The organism is Microcoleus sp. SVA1B4, from assembly GCF_036700545.1.
Classification (GTDB): Bacteria; Cyanobacteriota; Cyanobacteriia; order Cyanobacteriales; family Microcoleaceae; genus Microcoleus.
Genome location: NZ_JAUBPB010000025.1, coordinates 47,506 through 72,111 on the forward strand (window position 1 = coordinate 47,506; position 24,606 = coordinate 72,111).

At 45.5% G+C, this 24,606-nt stretch carries 25 protein-coding genes, 1 tRNA gene and 1 pseudogene; 14 read left to right on the plus strand and 13 right to left on the minus strand.

The annotated features are described in order from the left end of the window. Positions 1–18: 18 nt before the first annotated feature. Together QT987_RS13970 and QT987_RS13975 are read right to left on the minus strand one after the other, a co-directional pair. Positions 19–1,140, minus strand: coding sequence for an EAL domain-containing protein (locus QT987_RS13970; protein WP_333240886.1), 1,122 nt, complete (start codon positions 1,138–1,140; stop codon positions 19–21). A gap of 496 nt (positions 1,141–1,636) precedes the next feature. Continuing rightward, positions 1,637–1,710, minus strand: a tRNA-Pro gene (locus QT987_RS13975). Between the two features lie 91 nt (positions 1,711–1,801). Here QT987_RS13975 and lipA point away from each other — a divergent pair. From lipA to QT987_RS13990, 3 genes and pseudogenes are all read left to right on the plus strand, one after another. Continuing rightward, positions 1,802–2,677 (plus strand): annotated as a pseudogene (lipA, locus tag QT987_RS13980) (lipoyl synthase); the annotation flags it as partial. Positions 2,678–3,548: 871 nt separating this feature from the next. Further along, a complete protein-coding gene (gene sigC, locus QT987_RS13985) occupies positions 3,549–4,814 on the plus strand; it encodes an RNA polymerase sigma factor SigC (RefSeq protein ID WP_333240889.1) in 1,266 nt (421 codons plus the stop codon). Between the two features lie 366 nt (positions 4,815–5,180). Beyond that, positions 5,181–5,708: a transcriptional repressor gene (locus tag QT987_RS13990; RefSeq protein WP_006632310.1), complete on the plus strand. Its 528-nt coding sequence runs from the start codon at positions 5,181–5,183 to the stop codon at positions 5,706–5,708. Positions 5,709–5,882: 174 nt separating this feature from the next. Here the strand turns inward: QT987_RS13990 and QT987_RS13995 are convergent, their stop codons facing one another. From QT987_RS13995 to rpmH, 10 genes are all read right to left on the minus strand, one after another. After that, positions 5,883–7,463: a peptidoglycan-binding protein gene (locus tag QT987_RS13995; protein ID WP_333240892.1), complete on the minus strand. Its 1,581-nt coding sequence runs from the start codon at positions 7,461–7,463 to the stop codon at positions 5,883–5,885. A 656-nt stretch (positions 7,464–8,119) separates the two neighbouring features. After that, positions 8,120–8,296, minus strand: coding sequence for a hypothetical protein (locus QT987_RS14000; protein WP_006632312.1), 177 nt, complete (start codon positions 8,294–8,296; stop codon positions 8,120–8,122). Positions 8,297–8,743: 447 nt separating this feature from the next. Further along, complete coding sequence (locus tag QT987_RS14005; RefSeq protein WP_333057961.1) at positions 8,744–9,205, minus strand: SH3 domain-containing protein; 462 nt, start codon at positions 9,203–9,205, stop codon at positions 8,744–8,746. A gap of 201 nt (positions 9,206–9,406) precedes the next feature. Beyond that, entirely contained in the window at positions 9,407–10,915 is a 1,509-nt protein-coding gene (locus QT987_RS14010) for an AAA family ATPase (protein ID WP_333240896.1), read from the minus strand. A 115-nt stretch (positions 10,916–11,030) separates the two neighbouring features. Then, a complete protein-coding gene (locus QT987_RS14015) occupies positions 11,031–11,543 on the minus strand; it encodes a YceD family protein (protein WP_333240898.1) in 513 nt (170 codons plus the stop codon). A 97-nt stretch (positions 11,544–11,640) separates the two neighbouring features. Beyond that, complete coding sequence (locus QT987_RS14020) at positions 11,641–12,114, minus strand: R3H domain-containing nucleic acid-binding protein (RefSeq protein ID WP_333039170.1); 474 nt, start codon at positions 12,112–12,114, stop codon at positions 11,641–11,643. 11 nt (positions 12,115–12,125) lie between these two features. Beyond that, positions 12,126–13,274 (minus strand): membrane protein insertase YidC, encoded by a 1,149-nt coding sequence (gene yidC, locus QT987_RS14025; protein WP_333240900.1) that lies wholly within the window; start codon positions 13,272–13,274, stop codon positions 12,126–12,128. A 204-nt stretch (positions 13,275–13,478) separates the two neighbouring features. Continuing rightward, positions 13,479–13,871, minus strand: coding sequence for a PH domain-containing protein (locus QT987_RS14030; protein ID WP_333057957.1), 393 nt, complete (start codon positions 13,869–13,871; stop codon positions 13,479–13,481). After that, positions 13,843–14,247, minus strand: a complete 405-nt coding sequence (gene rnpA, locus QT987_RS14035; RefSeq protein WP_333057956.1) for a ribonuclease P protein component — start codon at positions 14,245–14,247, stop codon at positions 13,843–13,845. The genes QT987_RS14030 and rnpA overlap by 29 nt, the downstream gene beginning before the upstream one ends. Positions 14,248–14,289: 42 nt before the next feature. Further along, on the minus strand, positions 14,290–14,427 hold the full coding sequence (rpmH, locus tag QT987_RS14040; RefSeq protein ID WP_006632320.1) for a 50S ribosomal protein L34: 138 nt from the start codon (positions 14,425–14,427) through the stop codon (positions 14,290–14,292). Between the two features lie 292 nt (positions 14,428–14,719). On the opposite strand from rpmH, the gene QT987_RS14045 reads away from it, so the two are divergent. From QT987_RS14045 to QT987_RS14095, 11 genes are all read left to right on the plus strand, one after another. Continuing rightward, positions 14,720–15,112 (plus strand): type II toxin-antitoxin system HicB family antitoxin, encoded by a 393-nt coding sequence (locus QT987_RS14045; RefSeq protein WP_333240905.1) that lies wholly within the window; start codon positions 14,720–14,722, stop codon positions 15,110–15,112. Positions 15,113–15,376: 264 nt separating this feature from the next. Next, on the plus strand, positions 15,377–15,520 hold the full coding sequence (locus QT987_RS14050) for a hypothetical protein (RefSeq protein WP_445305011.1): 144 nt from the start codon (positions 15,377–15,379) through the stop codon (positions 15,518–15,520). A gap of 26 nt (positions 15,521–15,546) precedes the next feature. Continuing rightward, positions 15,547–15,744: a hypothetical protein gene (locus QT987_RS14055; protein ID WP_333057953.1), complete on the plus strand. Its 198-nt coding sequence runs from the start codon at positions 15,547–15,549 to the stop codon at positions 15,742–15,744. 310 nt (positions 15,745–16,054) lie between these two features. Then, complete coding sequence (locus QT987_RS14060; RefSeq protein ID WP_333057951.1) at positions 16,055–16,363, plus strand: hypothetical protein; 309 nt, start codon at positions 16,055–16,057, stop codon at positions 16,361–16,363. A gap of 119 nt (positions 16,364–16,482) precedes the next feature. Further along, positions 16,483–17,145: a class I SAM-dependent methyltransferase gene (locus QT987_RS14065; RefSeq protein ID WP_333240915.1), complete on the plus strand. Its 663-nt coding sequence runs from the start codon at positions 16,483–16,485 to the stop codon at positions 17,143–17,145. Between the two features lie 124 nt (positions 17,146–17,269). Continuing rightward, entirely contained in the window at positions 17,270–17,494 is a 225-nt protein-coding gene (locus QT987_RS14070; RefSeq protein ID WP_333057949.1) for a DUF433 domain-containing protein, read from the plus strand. A 45-nt stretch (positions 17,495–17,539) separates the two neighbouring features. After that, the gene (locus QT987_RS14075; protein WP_333240920.1) at positions 17,540–18,250 is read left to right on the plus strand and encodes a M15 family metallopeptidase; all 711 of its coding nucleotides are present in this window, start codon (positions 17,540–17,542) and stop codon (positions 18,248–18,250) included. A 679-nt stretch (positions 18,251–18,929) separates the two neighbouring features. Continuing rightward, on the plus strand, positions 18,930–20,000 hold the full coding sequence (locus QT987_RS14080; protein ID WP_333240924.1) for a glucose-1-phosphate thymidylyltransferase: 1,071 nt from the start codon (positions 18,930–18,932) through the stop codon (positions 19,998–20,000). A 304-nt stretch (positions 20,001–20,304) separates the two neighbouring features. Continuing rightward, entirely contained in the window at positions 20,305–20,838 is a 534-nt protein-coding gene (locus QT987_RS14085; RefSeq protein ID WP_333240928.1) for a hypothetical protein, read from the plus strand. 231 nt (positions 20,839–21,069) lie between these two features. Then, positions 21,070–23,199 (plus strand): glycosyltransferase, encoded by a 2,130-nt coding sequence (locus QT987_RS14090; RefSeq protein WP_333240931.1) that lies wholly within the window; start codon positions 21,070–21,072, stop codon positions 23,197–23,199. Between the two features lie 169 nt (positions 23,200–23,368). Next, positions 23,369–24,439, plus strand: a complete 1,071-nt coding sequence (locus QT987_RS14095; RefSeq protein ID WP_333240934.1) for a glycosyltransferase family 1 protein — start codon at positions 23,369–23,371, stop codon at positions 24,437–24,439. Here the strand turns inward: QT987_RS14095 and QT987_RS14100 are convergent. Beyond that, on the minus strand, positions 24,422–24,571 hold the full coding sequence (locus tag QT987_RS14100; protein ID WP_333240937.1) for a hypothetical protein: 150 nt from the start codon (positions 24,569–24,571) through the stop codon (positions 24,422–24,424). The two genes, QT987_RS14095 and QT987_RS14100, sit on opposite strands and share 18 nt — an antisense overlap. Positions 24,572–24,606 lie beyond the last annotated feature (35 nt).

Sequence of the window (24,606 nt, forward strand, 5' to 3'; positions counted from 1 at the left end):
ATCGCACCTGAAAACCATTTAAGCAGAAATAGGTAGTGGTTGAGCACCAATATAGCTTGTAAGTGCGATCGGCGGAGAAGTCGGCTTAGCAATCAAATAACCTTGAACAAAAGTTGCTCCCCGTTGTCGCACCCACTCAAACTCCTCCAAAGTTTCCACACCTTCAGCAATAGTTTTAATTTCTAATTGAGCGGCAATTTCTAACATCTTTTCAGTAATTAGTGCCTTATAATAATCTTGATGGACATTCCGAATCAATTCCATATCCAACTTAATAAAATCTGGACGCAGTTGGTGCATCAAATTTAAATTAGAAGAACCGCTGCCAAAATCGTCCAGGGCAATTAAAAATCCCGCTTCTCGGTAAAACCTCAGAATATTAATCAAGTGATCCATATCAGGAGGGTGCTGAGATTCCGCTACTTCAAAAACAATCTTGCTGTGAGGAATTCCCGCTTCATCAATAGCCTGTACTGTCCTTCGCAGACACGTAGCGGGATCGTAAACTGAAGTTGGAGAAAAATTAATAAAAAGTAGTTCTTTGATATCGTAAACATGGGCTTCGCGGATAGCGCGAGTCCGGGCTAAAACATCTAGTTGAAAAATTAGGCCTGCTGATTCTGCTTGGGCAAAAATCCGACCTGGATAAATTAAGTTTCCTTGCTCGTCAATTCCTCGGAGCAGCGCTTCGTGGGCAAAAATTTTAGACGTATCTGAGGTATAAACAATGGGCTGAAAATGTGTAGTAATGCGTTCTTCGGACAATAAATCTAACAGCCAATCAGAGTTAGTCAAATTAATAAAAGAGTCTAAGGAAGTGCTGCGATAAAAATCGCTAAGTTTTGGCTGTTCAACTTCGCGCATCCACAAAACTTTTGTCTCTTTCAACTCTTGAGTTGTCAGCACCGATGATGCTAGGGCGTTAAAATTTTCTTTGGCTATTCCCTCAAGCATAATGTACAAACACTTGCTCTCTTCTAACAGGCAGAATTCAAATTCAGCCTTGGTTAGGGCAGAAATAACCTTGGTCAGCGTGTGCGATACTGGAAACCATAGGTATAGACCTCCCCTACCCTCTATTTTTTCGGGTACTGTTTCGCAGCGAGAGCAGGAGCCGAAGGCTTTGCCACTTATTTGCATTGGAATATCCTCCGGTTTTTGGGTTAGTTTTAGACAAGCTAACAATTAACTTTATTATAAGCTCATTCAGCTATTAATTCATATATCTCAAGATGTAAATCTTGATGAACTGGTATTTAAGAATTATTGCAATATTTATAGATTATTGCAGTATTTATACTTGCCTCCGGTTTCAAACCTTGGTCAAAGTTCTCAGTATTAAGCAAGTACCTGTGATAAAACACTGTCCCAAATCATCACAGAGGGAGAAGGCAAAGACTTGTTCTCTACTCTCTACTGCTGCTCTGATTGTTTATGTTTTATTCTATAATTCCCTCTGCCAAAACAGTCGCTACAGTTAATTTTTTAGCCAAGGAAAATTAACACGCCCGTGAAGCGCAGCTATCCCGTAGGGAATCGCCCGATCGACTAATTTATGCGTACCACAAATCTACACACCCGGACGATCGCCCAAAACACACTCACTTGCTGGGGCATATCCAATTTAATTTTATAATCGGGATGACAGGATTTGAACCTGCGACCCCCTCGTCCCGAACGAGGTGCGCTACCAAGCTGCGCTACATCCCGAAATTAGTCACTAGATTTTAAGCTTATCACATTCAAGTAAAAATTTAGCAACCTCGTATATAATTATTTGTAAAACACTACTCAGGCGGAGACAGACGTGACAGTTAAGCCCCAGTGGTTGCGAGTTAAAGCCCCCCAGTGGGAGCGCGTCGGCAACGTCAAAGAAATTTTGCGGGATTTATCCCTGAATACGGTTTGCGAGGAGGCTTCGTGTCCGAACATCGGCGAATGCTTCAACGCAGGTACTGCGACATTTTTGATTATGGGCCCGGCTTGTACCCGCGCCTGTCCTTACTGCGACATTGATTTTGAGAAAAAGCCCCAACCTTTAGATCCTACAGAACCCCAAAGATTGGCCCAAGCAGTGCAGCGGCTCAAACTCAACCACGTCGTGATTACCTCTGTCAACCGGGACGATTTGCCGGATGGGGGCGCGTCTCAGTTTGTCGAGTGCATTCAAGCAGTGCGATCGGCGATGCCCGATACAACTATAGAAGTTTTGATTCCCGACTTGTGTGGCAACTGGCAAGCTTTAGAAATTATTCTCGCAGCCCGCCCAGAGGTACTCAACCACAATACCGAAACCGTAAAGCGACTTTACCGCAAGGTGCGGCCGCAAGGAAAGTACGATCGCACCTTGGAACTATTGCAGCGAAGCCGCCAACTCGCACCTGGGGTTTACACCAAATCCGGCATCATGGTGGGACTCGGAGAAACAGACGCCGAAATTCGGGAGGCGATGCAGGACTTACGGGCTGTGGGCTGCGATATTTTAACAGTTGGACAGTATCTGCAACCGACTCAAAAGCACTTGAACGTAGAAAACTTTGTGCCTCCAGAACAGTTTGATGCTTGGAGAAAGTTTGGCGAATCTTTGGGATTCTTGCAAGTTGTCGCTTCTCCCTTAACTCGCAGTTCCTATCACGCCGAACAGGTGAGGGAACTGATGAAACTTTACCCACGCTAGCAATTTTAAGTTGAGTTGACTCGCGACCGTTAGCGAAGCCCTCGAAGAGGATAGCACCATTCTCAGTAAGATAGGATTGAGCCACTCGCCCACAAAGAAACCGGGTTTTTTAACCGAGATTTAGGGCTTTAATCAAGTATTTTGGTTAAAAAACCCGGTTTCGACGCACCCATGCGTCCAGGACTTTAAGACCCGATCGAGTCAACAGCAACGAAAAACCTGCGCTTTCTGTGACGGCATGGTGCAAAAGACCCCGTTTCTGATGCTGGGGTTCTCGGCCTGATGTTAAGCCCGAAGCCGCAGCCCATAGCAAAACAATTATCGGTCGATCGCCCCCTCAAACTCATGACTTACGCAAAAGACATCGAGAAACCCGGTTTTTGCGTCAGCCAATAACTCGGTACTGGGGACTCTAGCAACTCTGAAACCCATATTCTATAATGGATTAAACTTCTGCGCTCACGGCAGCGTATTTAATCAACAGCGCGGAGTTATATAAAGTTTTATTAAAAAAATGGCGAATTTTCCGAAGTGATCGGGAACCAGCTTATCGGTGATGAAGATTAACTTAACTTCTGACTAACGTCACTTGTTTATAGCGAGTCACTATCTATACTAGCTACATAAACAAAGAAGTAAAGCACACTTTTCGGGCCTTCAACCTGTTACATCAGAAAGTTCTTAGCGTTTTCCAGAATCTTGGTAAAACAAGTGGGGCAGCAAAAGTTCGATCTCTCCAACAGCAGAAAAGTCAGGAAAGTTACTAAAGAAACACAAAGCGGTGATGCTTCGTCTTAACCAAGTGGGCATCTTAATTATAAATAACCGCCAAGCGTAGCATCTTTTCACCGGAGCCACTGAGAAAATCACTATGCCAGCCACCTCTTTTTACGCTGAAGCTGAATTCGACGAACAACTGCGAGTCAATCCCTTGCCAGGTGATGTGTTGGATGAAGATGTTGAAGAAGCTGGAGACGAACTGCTCGACCAAGACCCAGCAGAGACAGAAGATGCAGACCCAGCAGCCAAATTGCAAAAAAATGCCAACCGTCGCACTACAGATTTAGTGCGCCTGTACCTCCAAGAAATAGGTCGGGTTCGTCTCTTGGGTAGAGACGAAGAAGTCTCGGAAGCTCAAAAAGTTCAGCGCTATATCAAATTGCTGGAATTACGCAACACCGTCGCCTCCCAGGAAGAAGGGCTAATTGCGCGTTTCGTGCATTTAATTGAAGTGCGCGATCGCTTGTCCGCACAGTTGGGACACAAACCTTCCTTGGAACGCTGGGCATTAACTGCCGGCGTCGGTGACGTGCCAGAACTCAAGCGAATTATGGCCGAAGGCAAGCGCCAGTGGGCCGAGTTAGCCGAGATGACGGTTGAGACGATCGAAAGAGTTCAAGCTGAAGGCGTCGAAGCTAAAGACCACATGATTAAGGCGAACCTGCGCCTGGTGGTTTCGGTGGCGAAAAAATATCAAAATCGCGGTTTAGAATTGCTCGACTTAATACAAGAAGGTACTCTCGGACTGGAGCGAGCTGTAGAAAAGTTTGACCCGACGCGGGGCTATCGGTTTAGCACCTATGCCTACTGGTGGATTCGGCAGGGAATTACGCGGGCTATAGCCACTCAAAGCCGCACCATTCGCCTCCCCGTCCACATCACCGAAAAACTTAACAAAATCAAAAAAGCCCAGCGCAAAATTTCTCAAGAAAAAGGTCGGACAGCTACGATCGAAGACATCGCTGTCGAGTTGGACATGACGGCATCGCAAGTCCGAGAAGTTTTGCTGCGCGTTCCCCGTTCTGTTTCTTTGGAAACTAAAGTGGGCAACGAAAAAGATACAGAGTTGGGCGACTTGCTCGAAACCGACAGCATCTCCCCAGAAGAAATGCTGATGCGAGAAGCTTTGCACCGCGACTTGCAGCAACTGCTGGCAGATTTGACCAGCCGCGAGCGAGATGTAATTCTGATGCGCTTTGGTTTGGGTGACGGACACCCCTATTCGCTGGCAGAAATCGGTCGTGCCCTCGACTTGTCCCGCGAGCGCGTCCGCCAAATTGAAGCCAAAGCTTTGCAAAAACTCCGCCAACCTAAGCGTCGCAACCGCGTCCGCGACTATCTGGAGTCTCTAACTTAAATTTGGGCGGTCAGTCAGCGCGATTAATCAGGGAGCAAGGCATTCGGCACTTGTGCAGAAGGCATGAGGCATTCGGCAGAAGTAAAAATATTTACTTCTCAACAACTTCTCTGTCCTCTGCAGCAAGTCAATCGATTTTAGATTTTAGATTTTAGATTTTAGATTTTAGAATTGAAGCATTCACCCCACGGATAAATTCGGGGGCTTGTATCCTGGATGATTTCAGTCATAAAGCTGGTTAAAAGTCAAACAATATCAAAAACCAAATTTTTTCCTCAATCTTTTTTCAATAAGCTGCGATATTTGCAAAATATCTCGATCGTTGTGTATTATTGTCAATAGGCAGACTTTCTTGAGAGGGTCACTATGGCACTTTATACCGCGTCCTCATTCAAATCCGAACTCAATGACAAAGGCTGGCGGATGACTCCCCAACGGGAAACCATCTTGCACGTGTTTCAGAACCTCCCCAAAGGCAATCACCTGAGTGCCGAGGATTTGTACACTTTGTTAAAAAATCGCGGCGAAAACATTAGCTTGTCCACCATTTACCGAACTTTAAAGTTAATGGCAAGGATGAGCCTCCTCCGCGAACTCGAACTAGCAGAAGGTCACAAACACTATGAAATAAACCAGCCTTACCCGCATCACCACCACCACCTAGTCTGCGTTCAGTGCAACAGAACGATCGAATTTAACAACGATTCGATTTTGAAAATTGGCATGAAGCAAGCTGAAAAGTCCGGGTTGCACCTGCTAGACTGCCAGCTAACCATTCATACGGTGTGCCACGAAGCTTTGCGGATGGGATGGCCGTCTTTGGTTTCCAGCAATTGGTCTTGTCCGAGGTCGATCGCCCAAAACGGCAGCAGCGCCCCGGATTCAATCGAGTGAGATTACACTATTTTCGCATTTCAAGTACGACTTGTTACAATTTTTAACAAAAATCGGTAGCCCAAGTGCGATCGCAGTTACGCGGAAACCGGGTTTCTTAGGAAAAATACATCATTTCAGGAATGAGTCGGAAAGCAGAAACCCGATTTCTTTGATGTAGTCGCAAGGCTGGGGCTAAAAAGTTTGGCTCAACAAATCGTCGCTGCTGACCCCGTAACTGCGCTGAGCTCGATCAAGGGCATCTCTCGTCGAAGTATCAAAAACTCCGCTGATCGAGCCTGTGTAAAAGCCGAGGTCTTGCAGCCGCCTTTGTAATTGCTGAATGCTCGATCGACGAGAGTTGAAACTGCTGCTAATTGGAACAGCAGGAACAGCTACCCGCCCAGCTAATCCATTTTGGATCGCAGCCCAAGTCGCCGGAGTGGCAATACCCGTCGCCGGTGACAAATTGCGTTCCTGCTGAAACGACAGCACGGCAAACTCGGTTTCGGCTCCAAATACTCCGTTCACCGGGCCGGGGTTTTTGCCCAGACTTCTGAGCGCAGACTGAAGTTGTCGGACAGCAGGCCCAGTATCGCCCCGTCGCAAACCAGCGGCAATTTGCGGCACAGGCGCGGAGGCCTGCCTGTTGCCTTGCCGCAAAGCCGATCGAGTGCTGCGATCGACTCTTCCAGTCCCGAACATCCCGCTATCTCTCTGAAAGCGGATCAAAGCTGCTTGAGTTGGTCGATCGAACCAACCGTGAATCTGGCTCCTGTAATAACCCAATTCTTGCAGCCGCCGCTGGACAAATTCTACTTCTCGGCCTCTGTCGCCCAACTCCAGAAAATCTCCGGCATTACTCTGTTGATCATCTTCCTCAGTCCATGAGGTAATTTGAGCTTGCCTCATCTGGGCATCTATAGCAGTCAAAGTAGCAGTGTCAGCGCAGCCGTCAGAAACGAGATTGTAATCTTGCTGAAAACGAGTCACAGCGTAGAGAGTGCGTTCCCGAAACTTGCCGTCAACGCCGCCTTCAAAATAGCCCAAAGCTTTTAATTGCCGCTGGATCAAGTCTACCGTCGCCCCTCTGTCCCCGAACCGCAGCCCCTTGCAACCGCCATTTCCCGAAATATCCCCCGGAAGAGTAACGGGGGGAATCGGCCGGGTGGAACCAAACAGCAAAGCTAAAGTTTGCCTATCGGCAATTCCAGTCACCCGCAGTCGATTAATTCGCTGGAAGTATCTAACCGCATTTTGAGTAACTTCGCGAAAACTCCCTGTGGGATGGGCGCTGAAGTAGCCTAGCTGCTTCAACCTGCGCTGGAGTGCCGAAACACCTGCACCCGCGTCTCCAAAACGCAGCTCCCGATAATTTGTATAAATAGTATTAAAAGGTCGATCGTCATCCCTGGCAAAACTGTTGAGTGCGATCACAGTAGCTCGATCGGGCCTACCAGTCAGCGACAGTTGATAGTCTCGCTGAAAGTTAGTCAGCGCCTGTTTTGTTACCGGGCCGAGTTGACCTGTCGATGATCTGGGAAAATAACCGAGTTCCCGCAACCTGTCTTGAATCGCTCGCACATTGGGATATCCCGGATCTATTTGAGCAAAAGCCGCACCTGCTGCACTCAAAACCGACAGCATCAAAGCCAGAGACAGCAAACGGACGTAACTCTGACTCGATAGATTTTGCCAATTGGGCCGATCAAAAATTTTCGACTCTGGGGGTGCTTCGCAAACAAGAGCAAGTTCGAGGTAAGCAAGAGATTCCATAATTTTTTAGTGTGAAATTGTGGGTGGATTGTGTGAGCAAACTGCCAAAAATTATTTTTAGCACGCTTGGCTTGGATTCTATCAACGCTAAGTTCTACTGGGAAAGCGCGAAGCACCCGTTTTTATAAAAAATTTACAGTCAAAAATAATTACAGGTAACAACCAAGATAGCATCGCTGCTTCTAGAGACGCGAGACTCAACAAAAAAGTTTGCAGGCATAGTCTTAGCCTTTAAGCCCGAAAGACAATAAGTTCTGGGGTAGTGGTGGCTAATATTTTATCTGGCTGCTGCAGAAATTACCACAAGAGTTGCGCGCAGGCTGTCATCACCTTAATTTGTTGTCGGGTAAAGAGTTTGAAACCGCAGGTTTTTTGTTAAGAAACGCGGCTTCTTGATGTGGCGAGTGCGTCTAGGAAAGTACCGCTGATTAACCCAAAAACTAGCCACTAAAAATCCCCACTTTTGCTAGTTGCAAATAGGGCGGGGATTTTTTGATAAGCTCACATCTTGCATCATTCTTAAGAACAGGCAAGATGCCTGTTCCACAAAGAGTGAATTTTCTTGTGGAATAGGCTTCTTGCCTGTTCATAAAAAGCTTATTGAGAATGGTGTAACATCTCGTAAGTTGACTGTGTATTAAAAAATCGACGCTCGCTTAAATTAAGCCGAACCGATCGCAAATTACAGCTACTCCCGCTGCAAAAACAGTAATTGCGATGGCTACCAGCGGGTTTTGCCCTCTGCTCACGGCAAAAGAGGTAACGACCCCAGCTCCCAAAGCCGCAGTAACAGCAGCAGTCGCCAAATCTCGATCGGGACGTTTGTCGTACATATTTTTTATTGTTGGTAGCTGAATAGCTGAAAACTTACATCTTGTAATCCAAGCTACCACTCTTACCTGTTCAGCGGTGACAACAGCCTGGGTTTTGCAACTAACCTTAAAATTTTGCTAATTTTCTTAACATACTCTCCTGAATTACATAAGTTAGGTTTATGTATTATTGAGTTTTTCTGTTGACTTTTAGCTATTGAAACCTTTTGTCTGCTGGGCTTTTATGTCAAATTCAGGATGTTGCAGGGGCGATCGCACCCGCAGTCTCAGCGCATCAAACTGCAATCTCAAATATCGAAAATAAATTTAACTTGACTTTTTGTGATAAATGTGTATCTCGCTATTGGCAACAATACACAGGAAAAAACCCGGCGTTGGTGAACAATTTTCACACTGCGATTGGTTCGCTGCCCTCACAATGAGATGAGTATATTTGTTATCTAATTCCTATTCGCCCTCAATTCTTTCAGTATTGCCACCTTTGACCCAACCTTCGCGATTGCCATCCTCAATGCGAATTCGCTGCCACTCTTTGTCGGGCGACTCTTCCAAAACTACGACTCTTTCCTTGTAAGCAACACCGCCAATGCGGTTCGAGTCTCGGCTACCAGTATCGCGGAGAATTAAGCCGATCGGCTGAGTCACCATCGCGCGGTAAGCTCCCGGTTCCAGCGGTTTGGGAGACGGGGCATCGCTAGATGTAGAAACAGGGCTAGCCTGGGCTGTTGACTTCGGCGCCGCGCCCGCAACCTGAGCTGGTGTTTTGTCGTTGGAAAAAACAGGTTTTTCGGGGATAGTAGTTAGCTTAGCGGCAAAGTAAAGTGCAGCAGCCACGCTAGCACCTGCCATCAGGACGATCGCGAGCAGAAAACCCACTAAAAATTTGAAAACGCTATATACAGTGTTCATAAAACCGCAAATGAAGGAAGTTCGGCAACGGATGTAACGGATGTAACGGATGTCAGGCAGAAGGCAGGAGGCAGAAGGCAGAAGGCAGAAGGCAGAAGGCAGAGGGGAGAGGGAAGAAGGTTGACTGTTGAGTGTTGAATGCTGAATGTTGAGTAAAATTTGACAACTGGCTACTGACAACTGACTACTGACTTCAAAAGGTTAACCCTGAATCCGGCGGCTCAGACTGCCGTATCTAGAAGCAAGGCGAGCTTTCCCAGCAGCAGCCCAATCTTGGAGAAACTGGATTTGTTCTTGAGCCGTTCTGGCTAAGGGCACCATCTGACTAGCTGATTCTAAAATATCATCAGTGGTAAAGTCTCGATTTTGGCTAAACCCAATGTGCATTGCTTCAATCAAAGTTTGCTCGATTTCGGCCCCTGAAAAATCGGGAGTTTCGTAAGCCAAGCGCTCTACATCGTAATTTTTGATGCTGTGCGATCGCAACCGCAACAAATGTACCTCAAAAATCGCCCGCCGTTCCTCCTGGCTGGGCAAACCCACAAAAAATATTTCGTCAAACCTGCCTTTTCTCAGCATTTCTGGCGGCAAAGACTGGATGTTGTTGGCTGTTGCGACTACAAACACCGGCGAAGTTTTTTCTGCCAACCAAGTAATAAATGTCCCGAACACCCGGCTGGTTGTCCCGGAATCCCCTTTACCGTCCAATCCCGCAAAAGCTTTGTCAATCTCGTCAATCCACAGCACGCAGGGGGCCAAAGCTTCCGCTAGCTGAATCATTTGCCTGGTGCGGGATTCCGATTCTCCGACTAATCCGGCAAACAAGCGCCCGACATCCAACCGCAGCAAAGGCAAATGCCAGTGGTGGGCGATCGCCTTTGCTGTTAAGGATTTTCCGGTTCCTTGAATTCCGACTAACAACAAACCTCTGGGATGCGGCAAACCGTATTGGCGGGCTCGATCGGAAAAAGCACCACCGCGCCGCAGCAGCCATTCTTTGAGATTGTCCAAACCGCCGATATCGGAGATATTTTCGCGGGCTGGGTAAAAATCCAGAATTTGAGTTTGACGAATTGTTTGGCGCTTTTCTTCTAAAATCAGTTCCGCGTCGTCGGGGTGGAGTTCGCCTCTGGTGGCGATCGCCTTGGCCAAAACTCGACGGATTCGTTCGATCGACAGCCCTTGACAGCAGCGTACTATTTCGTCCAGCAAACGCCCTTCAATGGCTTGTCCGGTAGCCCCTAATAGCCTTTCTACCTCAATTTTGATTTCCGCCGCCGCAGGCAGGGGAAACTCCAAAACAGTCATCACTTCGCTGAGGTCTTCGGGGATCGAAACTATAGGAGATATGATGACAATATTTTTGGGTACTGATTTGAGGAGTCTCGCCAAATTCCGCAGCTTGCGGGAAATCGAGACATCTTCCAAAAACCGCTGAAAGTCGCGCAGAATAAAAATTGCCGGCGCGGTGGCGGGTAATTTTTCTAGAAATTCCAAAGCTTGCAGCGGGTTGCGCTTGCCAAAACCTGTATCGTTGGGATTGCCTTGGTAGCCGTCCACAAAATCCCAGATGTAGACGGCGCGAGAACCTTGTTTTTTGGCACTTTGGGCGATCGCCGCTTCTACGCGCTCTTCTTCCCGTGTGGGAATGTAAATTAGGGGGTAGCGCGATCGCAGGAGTAGTTCAAACTCGTCGCTAAAAATAGTCATTAGTCAGTTGTCAGTGGTTAGTTGTTAGTTGTCAGTGGTTATTTCTTATTTCTTATTTCTTATTTCTTATTAGCTAATGCCAACTGCCCACTGCCAACTGCCCACTGCCAACTGACTAAGGCAATTGCCGTTTAAGTGCTTCCAGAGACGCCCAGCGACTGTCTGAGACTGTTTCGGTGCTTTCTGTATTGGCATCATCAGTTAAAGAAATTCCCGGACATTCAATATCGCATATCTGTTTGTGCGGCAGTTCCAAACACATTTGCTCGTACACCCAATCGCCCGGAGAGAAATAGCCACCTGGGGACAAATTTTCCACCAAATCTTCTAAAGCTACTTCTATTTCGGCAGGACTGGAATCTGTTTGATTTGCTGTTTCTTCAAGCCAGATTAGTTCCGATGAGTTGAGTGCCAAACGATGATTGTATTGTTTCAAGCATCTGTGGCAGGTGAGAGTAACTATTGTTTCTGCTTTCGCCTTCACCTCAAGATAATTCCCTTGGTGAGTCACTTGCAGTCGTCCTCGCACCGGAGTAAGAGTTTCTAAATCGGGGATAAATTCTTCAAAATCAATGACCTCTTTCCGCTCACTTTTTGTGAGGAGATGAGGGATATAAATTGTCTCCATAATCTTTTGCCTTCCTACTTCTTGAATTCAAAGGTCAAAAGGAATAGTTAATTTTTAACTTCTTCCTTCTTCCTTCTTCCTTCTTCCTGATTTAGCGTCAGCGCAGCCGCACTACCAAACGCCGATCGGGTTCTTGTCCTTGACTGTAAGTTTCTATATCCTCACATTCGCTCAAAAAGCTGTGGACTTGACGGCGTTCTGCCGAAGACAGCGATTTTATTTCCACTTCAACTCCCGTCGAGCGGGCTTGATCTGCTGCGTACTCTGCCATCGATCGCAATTCCTCTTGGCGGCGGATGCGATAGCCATTTAGTTCAACTGTATAAGGAATTGACTCCTCTACTTCCTGACCTATATTCTGAACCGTGTTACAGAGGTACTGAATGGCATCTATTACATTACCGTTTGGCCCGACTAAGATTGCAACTTGTTCTGGAGTCAGATTGCTTTCATCTATTGTCATCCAATAGCAATCTTTTTGTTGTTCGCATACCACTTTTGAAGGAATTGCGGACAGTTGTAGCAATTCTTCTAACCATGCCTGTCCGCGCTGCATTTGAGAGTCTTTCATTGTTGTTAAAATCAAGCCTTTTTCTTAGAACGCTTGGGCTCAAAGGGAAGTGCATCTAATCCTTGTTCTTTTTGGGTTTTCGCCTCTGCTTCGTCCACTATTTTTTGGAGGTTTTCGGGCAGCGGTTCTCGCGACAAAATAAACGATTGAACTGTTTGGAAGATGTTAGCAATCAGCATATACATCAACACGCCGGCGGGCAGCGGGAAGAACAAAAACATCCCTGAAAATATGACTGGCGTCAGTTTGTTAACTGTAGCCTGTTGGGGGTTGTCGTTTGGCCCTTGTGCTTGTCCTGAAAGGGTTTGGTTGATGTACAAACTGATGCCGAAGCCCAGGATCATCACCAAAATATCCCAGTGGAGTGTACCGTCTGAGTCGATCGCGCCAACGCGGCCTAGAGCTTCAATAAACAGGAATCCTTTGTTACTAGCCAATCCGGGGATTGTGCCTTGAACTGTGGCTTCACCGGGCGCTAAGGCTGTGATGTTGCCCTGTTCATCTACCTTGACCACTTCTTCGCCTTTGATGACTTTCCAGCCGGGTTCAAAGTCGATTTCGCTCTTATTTTCTGCAGCTAAAACTTTTAGAGGTTTGCCCTCTGGGGTTTGAAAATTTATCTTTGTTGTGTCGCCGACTGCGATTTTGTCGCCCCCTGGAATTACCCCCACAACTGGAGCATGAAAAGTACCTGTGACGTAAATATTTTGGGGCGGTGTAGCAAAAGCTTGCGGTTGAACAGTTTCGATTTGTTCTTTGGGCAAAACTTGAACGTTAACGCTGTAATTTATGTCAGAAAACGGCGAACCCCTGAGCGTTGCAAACAGTGCAAACAGCACTGGCATTTGCAGCACTAAGGGGAAGCATCCTGCTAGAGGATTACCAAATTCTTTGTATACTTTGCTCATTTCCTCCTGCTGTTTGGCAGGATTGTCTTTATAGAGTTTTTGAATTTGATCTACTCGCTCTTTCATCAATGGCTGCGCTACTTTCATGCGCCGCATATTGCGAAGAGAGCCTGCGTTGAGAGGATAAAGAGCAAAGCGAATCACGAGCGTCAGAGCTACGATCGCTAAACCGTAGCTTGGCACGATCCCGTAGAAAAAATCTAGGATCGGAAGCATGAGGTTGTTGGAGAGAAACGAGATACCGAAATCCATTCGCTTTGAGTTAATTTAGGTGCTCTATGTTTGCTGTTGAGAACTATTTTTACCCGCTGAAGGCGAGCCGCCTCAATTTTTAGGGTTTTGTCTCTATCTTAGGACATTGCCCGTCGATCGACCGCCCGGTCTGCGGGTTTGTTTTAATGAGTTTGCCAATACTCGCACTGAATTGGGCCTCTAATCAGGGTGAAAGCGGTTCGGTTATTTAGCTTGGGCCGCGTTTGCTTTTTGAGCGGCTGCGGGCAGTTTTTCGTTAATGTAGTCATACATTGCTCGAAATTTCGGCATAGCTCTGAGTTCCAAGCGGCTGCCATTTTTCATGGTGAGCACCATGTCTCCGTAAGTCCCGAAACCGCGAGGTACTGTGACGATTTTGACTATATCTGAGTAGATAACGTCTGTCTGTTCGCCCCCCATCCAACCGCTAGTTACGGACACTCGGCGGCTCGTGATCCGATACCGCAGCCACAGAGCCCGGACAATTGCTCCTACTGCTAGGGGGATTCCCACCACAGTCAGCCCCAGGAGTAAATTGAGGATCAAGTCTCCGGGCGCGGGGCCGCCTTCATAATATACTTCCTCTCGAATTCCCATCTAGTACCTCGGCTTCTACCAACAACTGCTCTAATTCTTGCAGAATTTCTGCATAATTGCACTCTTGTGCGATCGGACGCACGACAATTACTAAATCCCACCCGAATTTTAATCGGGGCAATAGCTGTCGCAAAGCTGCCCGAATCTGACGCTTAATCCGGTTGCGGACTACAGCGCGTTTGCTGACTTTCAGGCTGATGGAAATGCCTGTGCGAGTTGGCTGCAAGGATTTTTCGGCTGTCGGTTTCGCAAAGTCGGCGCTTTTTGGTTTACGCAGAGCTTTTAAGCTGAAATGGGCCGAGTTACGGCGCATTCCCTTGCGGTATACGGCGCTGAAGTCTTTTCGGTGCTTAAGTCGGTTTGTATCGGGCAACATGGCGTAGGGCGATCGTTGAGGCCTCTCAACCTTGATGCAGTGCTAGACTGCGAGGCGGTGGCGACCTTTGCTGCGGCGAGCTTTGATTACCAATCGACCGGTTGCGGTACGCATTCTGGCGCGAAAACCGGATGTTCTTTTTCTTTTGCGGCTGGTTCCGTGCAGGGTTTGCTGTGTCATTTTGATTTCTCCCGGCTTGTTACTTTACTTTTGATTAATATTCACAATCTTCTAGTATACCATAGAAGGGTTTTCTTGGCAATTATATTTTTCACGGTTGAGATGTAATCAGAGTAAGAGTGCAGTTGCGATCGCAGCCTTGAATGATTGGTAAAGGCTAAAATCCCGCAGGCTTTAAGTGCGGTGGCCTTCTGAACCGCTGACATCTATTGAAAGCCTTGCGAAAAGAATTAATTGGATGTTTGAAAAACAATGGGTTAAAATGCCAAATATAACCAACCAGAAAAAACAGATGAATGCCACAGTATTAACCCCTACTCCGAATCCTTTAACCCAATTAACTTATCAAGTTCTAATTGAAAAGCACGATGAAGACCTCTACAGCGCAATAGTTTGGGAATTGCCAGAGTGCAGAAGCTCAGGATCTACTAAAGAAGAAGCTTTAAAAATTTTGCACCGATTGTTGACCGAGCGTCTAAAAAAAGTCGAAATAGTCTCTCTGACAGTAGACATTCCCCAAGCGGAAAATCCTCTGATGAAGTGGGCAGGAGCATTTAAAAACGATCCGCACTTTGATGAGATGTTAGAAGATATTGCAGAACTGCGCCGCGACAGGAATGCACAAATGGCAGAATATTACGATCGACTCGATGAGGCAGAAGCCACCAATAAAATTGAGGTGTAGGAAACAGCTAAGTGACTTTGTGGATATTTGATACAGACCATGCCACACTTTTTGGGCAGGGGAATCCACAAATAGTGCAGCGTGTCAGGGCAGTTAATCCAAAAGATATTGCCATTACGATCGTTACATTTGAAGAGCAAATGTATGGATGACTTAACCGTATCAGACGAGCGACATCAGGGGAGGAAATAATATCAGCTTATGCAAGTCTGCGAAAAACCATCAACTATCTGACCGAATTTGAATTGCTTGACTTCGATCGAGATGCTGAAAATTATTATAGGGAATTTTTGCGGCAAAACATCCGCGTTGGCACGCAAGATTTACGGATTGCCGCGATCGCACTTGCAAAAAGCGGTATTCTACTTACCCGGAATCGTCGAGATTTTGAAAGAATCCCTGGATTGAGGTTTGAAGACTGGTCAGTGCAATGATTGGAATGTGCGATCGAGCATGATGTAGTTGTTGAAAAAAGTTCGATCGGCCGCCAGCGCAAAAGAGAGAAAATAGAACAACAGCACGACACCGATAGCACGGATACACGGATGATATTGCAAGGGCGATCGATCGCCCTTAACCGAAAACATCAGATCGCCGCAGCTAAGGCGCAGTCATTCGATTTTAGATTTTAGATTTTAGATTTTGGATTGACCCCACGGATAAATTCGGGGGCTTGAGGATTTTAGATTTTAGATTTTGGATTGATTCCACGGATAAATCCGGGGGCTTGTACCATCAAGAAATTCTTGGTCAGCATGATCGTCCGGGTGACTAAATGTTCGCCAAACCTATTTACAATTCTTAAGTGTTTCTAAAATAAGAAGAGTAAAGTTACGATCGCACGTTATCCTACTCCCAGGAAATCAGCACACCAAGTTAGAGGATACCGACGATAATTTGTTCTATTCCTATAAGTTAGTCTCTCAAGGAGTGATGAATGTGATGTGCGAAGAGCAAAGAAAAAAATTGCATCAAATCCTTCAGCAATTAAGCGAAGCCAGATCCGAGGTGTTGGAAGCCTACGAAACAACAATGATGAGTGATGCCAAATGGGCAGTGTCTAGCCTGCGTGATGATTTAAAAAAAGATCAGTCGATCGATCCGTCTATAAAGAGCAAGCTCATGCCTTATTTTGAAGCAGCTTGGTCAGCTATTGTTAGTCCTGCATCAACGGATAGACGAGCCGGAATCTGTGGTGACAAGCTGGCTGAAGCAGAGTCCTGCATAAGAGAAATACTGAGTAGACTCTGAAGGGGATGATTTAAAATTGGAGTAGGCGAGTGCCGGAAGTCCATCCTGCGGAATCTGTTTACATTTCTTAATTATTAGTAAAATAAGAAGAGTAAAGTTACGATCGCACATCGCACGTTATGCCACTCCAAGGAAATCAGCGCACCAAGTTAGATGACACCGACGACAATTTGTTCTACTCCTATCCTCGGTTTGTAACGCACGTAGACGATGGATTCATTCAGCAACTAACCGATTTGTATCGGGAACGGCTGAAACCGAATACTCGGATTTTTGATATGATGAGCAGTTGGGTTTCTCACTTGCCCGACGAGATGCAATTTGCCCATGTTGAAGGGCACGGCATGAATGAAGAAGAGTTGGCAAAAAATCGCAGACTGAATCATTATTTCGTGCAGAATTTGAACGCAAATCCCAAATTGCCACTGCCGGATGCAGAGTTTGACGCGGTTGTCAACTGCGTTTCGGTACAGTATTTGCAGCAGCCAGATGCGGTTTTTGCCGAAATTCACCGGATATTGAAGCCTGGTGGAGTAGCAATTTTTAGCTTTTCTAACCGGATGTTTTATCAAAAGGCGATCGCGGCTTGGCGGGAAGGTTCCGAGGGCGATCGGGTAGAATTAGTCAAGGGTTACTTTGATTCTGTCAAAGGAGCAAATATACCTGGATTTAGTAAGCCGGAAGTAATTGTTCGCAAGCCTAACTTGCCGAGTTTTATGCAAATGCTGCGAATACCAAGCGGCGATCCATTTTATGCGGTAGTTGCTTACCGCCAAAGTTAGGATTTTTTGGCTGTAAGGACTTTAGGACTTTAGGTGAAGATTGAAAGCACTAAAGTCCTTACTACAAACCGATCCAAAGCTACGCTCTTTAGGTTAGGATATATTTAATATGTGCTCCTAAAATATGGAAAACGAACTTTTGCAGCGCATCACACTCGATCCAAATATCTGTCACGGAAAACCCTGTATTCGCGGTCTCCGATATCCAGTAGAGTTAATTCTTGAATTACTCAGTTCTCGTATGAATGCTAAAGAAATTGTAGATGACTATGACGATTTAGAACATGAGGATATTCTAGCTGCTTTGCTATTTGCCGCGCGGCTGACTCAAGTGAAAAGCATATACTGAGTATTGTAGTTCATCAGTAATCATAAAGTAGGGTAACACCTTGATATGAAACCATACCAGCAAATAGCGATCGACGAATGTGGCGAACCTTTAGTCCCTATTCCAACAGAACATTTTGTCTTTGAAATGCCGCACCCTTATCAAAAGTTGGGTGCTCCCTATCACAATAGCAAAGCAGATTCGCCTTACTATTTGCGGCAAGGAGTTGTAGATAGTTTAATCGCCGCTCAAACCCAGCTACAGCAAAATTATCAAAATTGGAAAATTCTGATATTTGATGCTTATCGACCGGTGGAAGTCCAGCAATTTATGGTAGATTATACTTTTAATCAAATTGCCCTAGCTCAAGGCTGTGAATTTCCGGTTTCCGAAGACAAACGCCAAGTGATTATAGAACACGTATATCAATTTTGGGCACTACCCAGCCTCGATCGCGCAACGCCGCCCCCTCACAGTACAGGTGCAGCTTTAGATATAACTTTAGTGGATGAAAACAATCGGCAAATTGATATGGGTTCTCCGATTGATGAAATATCAGAACGTTCTTATCCAGATTATTTCTGTAATAGTAAGGAGCCGAAAAAACAGGAATATCACCGTCGCAGGAAAATATTAAAAGATGCGATGATAGCTGCGGGTTTTCAGCAGCATCCTAACGAATGGTGGCATTTTTGTCTGGGCGATCAGATGTGGGCTTGGTTGACAAATCAAAACAATAGTGGTAGTCAATTGATGGCCCGATACGGTCGCTATTAAAAGGGTACGCAATTAAATCTGAACTGGCGCACTCGCGACCTTGAGAAACCGGGTTTGTTGACAAAAAACCTCAACTTTTAGCTGCTTCCTGCCGCAAGAAACCCGGTTTTTGACACTCTATGCGTCCTGGACTATAAAAGTTTGAGCAAAATAAATCATTTGTATCAGAAGACACGGCAACTATTGCCAGCGGGGTAGCGGTGGTTTAAAATCAACGAGAGCGAACAAGTGCAGGCAAATCAAGCAAGCACTGCAAACCCTAAAGGATAACTCAGAGTTCACCCAGTCACCAACCCCAGCCTAAAGGCATGGGGCAAAGAAGAGAAAGGCTCACCACCTTTTAAATCTGAGACTAAAACAGTGTCTAGCTTGCGGGTCAAGAACCCAAACTGAACTATCTGGTGGTGGTACACCGAACGACGTTACTGGATGCTTCCCTAGTCTGTAACCTCTCGAATAGTCAGTAGCGAAGGGAGATATACACACGGGCTTACCGCCACTTGCTATGCGTACAGGACAAACAGTGTCAGCCGGCAATTGTCCCGACGAAAGTACAGCACAAAAGTACACGGCATTTAGTAGTTCCAAGGCGGTAGCAAGCTTAACGGGGGACTAATCCTCCCCCCCCATTCAATTGTAAAGCCGTCCTAAAAGGACGGGGTTTCTACCCATTTTTCTGATGAAAGCACTCATCCTCTCTGGCGGCAAAGGAACACGCTTGCGTCCCCTCACCTATACGGGTGCTAAGCAGTTGGTTCCTGTAGCAAATAAGCCGATCCTGTGGTACGGAATTGAAGGAATTGTGGCGGCTGGGATTACGGATATTGGGATTATTATTAGTCCCGAAACCGGGGAAGAGGTGAAGACGAAAACAGGAGATGGATCTCGCTTCGGTGCGAAAATTACTTATATCTTGCAAGCAGAGCCGGCAGGGCTCGCTCACGCGGTAAAAGTTGCCAGACCGTTTTTGGGCGATTCTCCATTTATTATGTATTTGGGAGATAACTTAATTCAGAATCAGTTAGATCCGTTTTTAGAGATTTTTAACACGCAGAAACTAGACGCTCTGATTATGCTGCGTCCCGTTTCCAATCCCTCTGCTTTCGGTGTGGCAAAAGTTGATGAGAAAGGCCGAGTTTTGCAGTTAGTAGAAAAGCCCAAGGTTCCGCCGTCCAATTTAGCACTGGTGGGGATTTACTTTTTTGCTCCTACTATCCACGAGGCGATCGATCAAATTCAACCTTCGCCCCGGGGTGAACTCGAAATTACCGATGCCATTCAACAGCTCATCAATCAGGAAAAACACGTAGAAGCCTGCAATTTAGAGGGTTGGTGGCTGGATACGGGGAAAAAAGACGATTTGCTGAGTGCAAACCAAATCATTTTAGATAGCTGTATCGTAGCTTCAACTGAATTAAAAGTAGATGCGAAAAGTCAAATTATCGGGCGAGTGCAAATAGGAGAAGGAACGGAAATCATTAATTCTACAGTTCGCGGGCCAGTGGTAATTGGGGAAAATTGCCGCATTGAAAATTGCTTTATCGGGCCTTACAGCAGTATTGCCGATCGCGTGACGATGATTGATGCTGATATCGAACACAGTGTAATATTGCAAGGGGCGAAAATAGTTGGCATTCACCAGCGAATTGTTGACAGCGTGATCGGGCAGCGAGCTCAACTCACCAATGCACCGGCTCGTCCAAAAGCTCTGCGGTTTATGATTGGTGATGACAGTCAAATTGAGTTATAGCAATCCTTGCAGGAGTCGTAAACTTTTTACCCCACCCCAACCCTCCCCGCGGGTTCGGGGAGGGAGTAAGAAATTCACAAATGATTTAGGATTGCTATAGCTTAAATTGAGATATTGCCAATATCGGAAGCAATAATCCTGATTTAACAAGAGAGGAATTTTTTTGTGGGGAGTAGGGGTTGGGCATCCTGCCCGCCCTTGAACAGGCTTTCCGGCCTGTTCCACAATTAGTTACAATGATGGAAACAGCAAAGATTCCTGTTCCATAATAAGTCATAGTAAGTTATCTAAAGGAGAGGAAAGTTTGGAGTACGAAGAAATACCAACTCAACAGATAATACATAAATTGCGGCAAACTTTGGAGCCGCGAATTGGTATTGCTGAGCTGTCGCTGTTGGGAACAGAAAATAGTGCGATCGCCCAAAATGAAGATGACGAAGATATCGCCCTTTTAAAAGCAGGTTTCGACATTTATAATATCCCCATTACCTCTTACCAAAGGCGACTCGGTTCCGCAGTCATCGTCGTTAGGAAAATAGTCCGAAAATTGCTCAGACCGGTACTCGAACGACAAGTAATTTACAATTTTGCTAATACGCGGGTCGTGCATACATTAAGCACACAATTGCAAAAATTGCAAGAAAATCAACAAACTATCTTTGAAAAAATTGAATCGGAATTCAGCAGCGAATATCCCGAAGTTACAGCACAGCTTGAGACTCAACAAAGAGCGATCGCAACTTTTCAGTCTGAAATAGAGCAAATTAAAGCAGTGCAGCAGCAACATACTGCTATTTTAGAGAAGATTACCGCTCAATTGCTCGATCGACAAAAATAAAGCATCAAAGATGACCCAAAATAATTTGGTCACAAGGCCCCAGATTTATTCGCGAGAGCAATGCTTCAATGCTTCAATGCTTCAATCAAAAATCGAAAATTATTCAATTCCTCAATCTAAAATCCTAAATCCTTCAAATTTTCAATGATTCAATCCCAAATCGAAAGTTCTTCAATCCTTCAATCCTTCAATTCCTCAATCTAAAATCTAAAATCTAAAATCTAAAATCGAATGACTGCACTGCCCATATGCTCGTTAATTATAGTCAACTATAACGGTCTGCGCCACACGAAAGATTGCTTAAAATCTCTACAAAAACTTGCGTATCCCGAATCGCAACTCGATTTAATTGTAATTGATAATTGTTCTCAAGACGATTCCGTTAATTTCCTGGGCGAACTATTTCCCAAAGTTCGGATTTTTGTCAATACTGCCAACAACTTTGCGAAAGCCCTCAACCTCGGCATCAGCGAAGCAAAAGGGCAATATATCGGGTTTCTAAATAACGATGCTACCCTTGACAGTCGCTGGTTAGAGATTCTTGTAAAACGGCTAGAAACTAATAAAGAAGTAGGTGCGACTAGCGGCAAATTGTTGTTTAAAGACGGGCGAATTAACAGCGCTGGTATTCAGCAATTACCTAACTTTTATTGGCAAGATGTCGGCTTTGGCGAAAAAGATTCGGGACAGTACGATACAGAACGGGAAGTCGAAGGGCTTTGTTGGGCGGCGGTGCTTTTCCGCAGGAAATGTCTGGAAGATGTGGGGCCTATAGATGAAGATTTTGTGATGTATTTTGAGGATGTAGAGTTTGCAAAACGCTGCCACAAACGCGGTTGGAAAATGCTTTATACTCCCGCCGCCATCGCCCATCACGAATATCGGGGTTCGAGTAAAGGCAGCAAACTTACCGAGTATTTCTGCAACCGCAATCGGTTTTTGTATTTGGCAAAACATGAACCGTTGCAATTAGTCAAAGGAATTCATACTTCTGATTTTTTTACTAACAAGCAGTACGATTTGCTGTTCGAGAGTTTATTTGTCGCGATTAAAAAACTGCTTGATTATCAGAAACCAGAAATCATCGAAACTGTATTACCACAGTTGTCGGAAAAGTTGGCGGTGATTTACAGTCGCCTGAAGATCGATCGCATTTTATCTCGATTGCAGGTGGTTCGGGGCGATCGCAAAATGTCGATCGCCATTTACGATCACGGACTGCATTTTATCGGCGGCGGTCAAAAATACGTCGCTACCCTCGCCTCGCTGCTGCAAAATGAATTTGACATTACTTTTATCGCCAACAAACCAGTTGCTGTTTCCGACTTAGAATCGTGGTACGGACTCAACCTTTCAGGATGCAAAATTAAAATTATGCCCTTGGCGTTTTACGATAAACGCGGAATGCAGTGCATCGATTCCAGCATCATCGTGGAAGATATGGAAAATCCCTTTGATGAAATTGCCAGAGAAAGCAAAAACTACGATATTTTTATCAATGCGAACCAACTGGAAAAAGTAAAACCACTGTCGCCGATCTCAGTATTTTTCTGCCACTTTCCCAATACCTTCCGCAACCGTCACTTTGCTGTCGATGATTACACTTTCATTATTGTCAACAGTCAATTTACCGTCAAGTGGTTGGAAAAACGCTGGAACCTACAGCCAACTTTTCTGCTTTATCCGCCCGTGGAAATGGCAACAGTTAAAGTGCCGAAAGAAAAAATAATTTTGGCTGTGGGACAGTTTGAAGCTGGGGGAACAAAAAAGCAAATTGAACTAATTAAAGCTTTCCGCAGTTTGCTAGCCGATTATCCCGAAGATTTTCAAGGATGGCGACTAATCTTAGTTGGCAGCAGCATTCCGAAAAATCCTTATTTAAAGACTGTTCAGAATTTATTGAAGCAAGATTCAAGGGCGATCGAGCTAAAAGTCAATGCTGACTTTGATGAGGTAAAATCACTTTATGCTAGAGCAAGTATATTTTGGCACGGCTGCGGTTTGGGTGAAGTCAATCCTCAAAGATTTGAGCATTTCGGGATGGCGACTGTGGAAGCAATGCACAACTATTGTGCTCCGATTGTTTTCAACGGTGGCGGCCAACCGGAAATTGTCGAACATGGGCGATCGGGCTTTTTGTTCAATACCGTTGAGGAACTGTGCCAGCATTCACATCAACTAATTGTTAATCCCGATTTGCTAGCAGAACTTCAAGCTGGTGCACAGCAACGCAGTCAGAACTTTAGACTTGCACATTTTGAGAAAAAAGTCAATAGTTTTTTTGATATTCTTCACGAAGAGTATGCTACAATTCGGCTGCCAAATCCTGCCGATATAGCTCAAATGCTCGATCGAACTTAAAGGCTAATTAAATAGTCCACCAGGGGTTAAAACCCCTGGCTCAAAGCTAAAGTCCTCTAAAGAGGACTAATATCAAAGTCGATTTTATTAGCGTTTTCTTTAGTCCGCGTAGGCGGACTTTGTATGTGTAGTCGCGACTTCCAGTCGCCGGATATCTTTCCCTAAAATCATGTCTAATTCACTGTTAATCAATTTATCCTTCTTAAGTCCTGAACCAACGGGAATTGGAACTTACGCCGCTAATCTTTTCCCGCAACTGCAACAACTAGAACCCACATTACTCGTTTCCCAGCAAATTAACGATTATACTTGCCACCAAATTCCCGAAACTCTGACACCTGATCGCGGCCCAAAAGGACAAATTGACAGGCTGCTGTGGACTCAATTTGAGTTACCTAAAATATACAAAAAATTGCTGTCAAGCCTGATATTTTCCCCCATTCCCGAAGCACCTTTGTATTCCGGCTGCCGCTACATCGTCACAGTTCACGATTTAATTCCTTTGCGGTTTCCCCAACGGTTTTCTCGATTAACAGCTTATTTCCGCTACTACATACCGCAGGTTTTGAGGCAAGCAGAACACATTATTTGCGATTCTCAAGCAACGGCGGCAGATGTTGCTAACTTTTTCCAAATTCCGCCTAAAAAGATGACCGCAATTCCCCTAGCTTGCGATAATATTAATTTTAGATATCTCGACTTGCCAGCCAAAAATTATTTTCTTTATACCGGCAGACACGATCCTTACAAAAACTTGGAAAGATTAATTGCTGCATTTGCGAGTTTGCCCGATCGCACAAATTGCGAATTGTGGCTAGCAGGGCCTCCCAATGCCTACACGCCGCAGTTGACAGCACAAGTTGAAGAATTAGGTTTACAATCTTTGGTAAAATTTCTCGGTTACGTTTCCTATTCTCAATTGCCCGTACTGATGAATCAGGCGATCGCCCTAGTTTTCCCTACACTTTGGGAAGGATTCGGCTTACCAATTTTAGAAGCAATGGCTTGCGGCACACCCGTCATCACATCCAACCTGTCATCTATGCCAGAAGTAGCCGGAGATGCCGCATTATTAGTCAATCCTTACAGCGTCGGAGAAATAGCCGAAGCCATGCAAACACTAGCCACAGATTCAAAAGTGCGATCGAACTTAAAAACTGCTAGTTTAGCCAGATCATCTCAATTTAGCTGGCACAAAACCGGAAAAGCAACCGCCCACATCTTACAACAATACCTTTAAACCTTCCCTCTCTTCCTTTCTCCTCTCTGCGTCCTCTGCGCCCTCTGCGGTTAAACTCACATCTTGCACCATTGTCAGCAACAGGCAAGATGCCTGTTCCACAAAAGATAAATTTTCTTGTGGAACAGGCATCTTGCCTGTTCCTAAAAAGCTAATTGATAATGGTG

Excerpts from the sequence above, each read along its gene's own strand:
- QT987_RS13970 (WP_333240886.1), bottom strand. The coding sequence starts at position 1,140 with ATGCAAATAAGTGGCAAAGCCTTCGGCTCCTGCTCTCGCTGCGAAACA.
- sigC (WP_333240889.1), top strand. The coding sequence starts at position 3,549 with ATGCCAGCCACCTCTTTTTACGCTGAAGCTGAATTCGACGAACAACTG.
- QT987_RS13990 (WP_006632310.1), top strand. The coding sequence starts at position 5,181 with ATGGCACTTTATACCGCGTCCTCATTCAAATCCGAACTCAATGACAAA.
- QT987_RS13995 (WP_333240892.1), bottom strand. The coding sequence starts at position 7,463 with ATGGAATCTCTTGCTTACCTCGAACTTGCTCTTGTTTGCGAAGCACCC.
- QT987_RS14000 (WP_006632312.1), bottom strand. The coding sequence starts at position 8,296 with ATGTACGACAAACGTCCCGATCGAGATTTGGCGACTGCTGCTGTTACT.
- QT987_RS14005 (WP_333057961.1), bottom strand. The coding sequence starts at position 9,205 with ATGAACACTGTATATAGCGTTTTCAAATTTTTAGTGGGTTTTCTGCTC.
- QT987_RS14010 (WP_333240896.1), bottom strand. The coding sequence starts at position 10,915 with ATGACTATTTTTAGCGACGAGTTTGAACTACTCCTGCGATCGCGCTAC.
- QT987_RS14015 (WP_333240898.1), bottom strand. The coding sequence starts at position 11,543 with ATGGAGACAATTTATATCCCTCATCTCCTCACAAAAAGTGAGCGGAAA.
- QT987_RS14020 (WP_333039170.1), bottom strand. The coding sequence starts at position 12,114 with ATGAAAGACTCTCAAATGCAGCGCGGACAGGCATGGTTAGAAGAATTG.
- yidC (WP_333240900.1), bottom strand. The coding sequence starts at position 13,274 with ATGGATTTCGGTATCTCGTTTCTCTCCAACAACCTCATGCTTCCGATC.
- QT987_RS14030 (WP_333057957.1), bottom strand. The coding sequence starts at position 13,871 with ATGGGAATTCGAGAGGAAGTATATTATGAAGGCGGCCCCGCGCCCGGA.
- rnpA (WP_333057956.1), bottom strand. The coding sequence starts at position 14,247 with ATGTTGCCCGATACAAACCGACTTAAGCACCGAAAAGACTTCAGCGCC.
- rpmH (WP_006632320.1), bottom strand. The coding sequence starts at position 14,427 with ATGACACAGCAAACCCTGCACGGAACCAGCCGCAAAAGAAAAAGAACA.
- QT987_RS14045 (WP_333240905.1), top strand. The coding sequence starts at position 14,720 with ATGAATGCCACAGTATTAACCCCTACTCCGAATCCTTTAACCCAATTA.
- QT987_RS14050 (WP_445305011.1), top strand. The coding sequence starts at position 15,377 with ATGCTGAAAATTATTATAGGGAATTTTTGCGGCAAAACATCCGCGTTG.
- QT987_RS14060 (WP_333057951.1), top strand. The coding sequence starts at position 16,055 with ATGTGCGAAGAGCAAAGAAAAAAATTGCATCAAATCCTTCAGCAATTA.
- QT987_RS14065 (WP_333240915.1), top strand. The coding sequence starts at position 16,483 with ATGCCACTCCAAGGAAATCAGCGCACCAAGTTAGATGACACCGACGAC.
- QT987_RS14070 (WP_333057949.1), top strand. The coding sequence starts at position 17,270 with ATGGAAAACGAACTTTTGCAGCGCATCACACTCGATCCAAATATCTGT.
- QT987_RS14075 (WP_333240920.1), top strand. The coding sequence starts at position 17,540 with ATGAAACCATACCAGCAAATAGCGATCGACGAATGTGGCGAACCTTTA.
- QT987_RS14080 (WP_333240924.1), top strand. The coding sequence starts at position 18,930 with ATGAAAGCACTCATCCTCTCTGGCGGCAAAGGAACACGCTTGCGTCCC.
- QT987_RS14090 (WP_333240931.1), top strand. The coding sequence starts at position 21,070 with ATGACTGCACTGCCCATATGCTCGTTAATTATAGTCAACTATAACGGT.
- QT987_RS14095 (WP_333240934.1), top strand. The coding sequence starts at position 23,369 with ATGTCTAATTCACTGTTAATCAATTTATCCTTCTTAAGTCCTGAACCA.
- QT987_RS14100 (WP_333240937.1), bottom strand. The coding sequence starts at position 24,571 with ATGCCTGTTCCACAAGAAAATTTATCTTTTGTGGAACAGGCATCTTGC.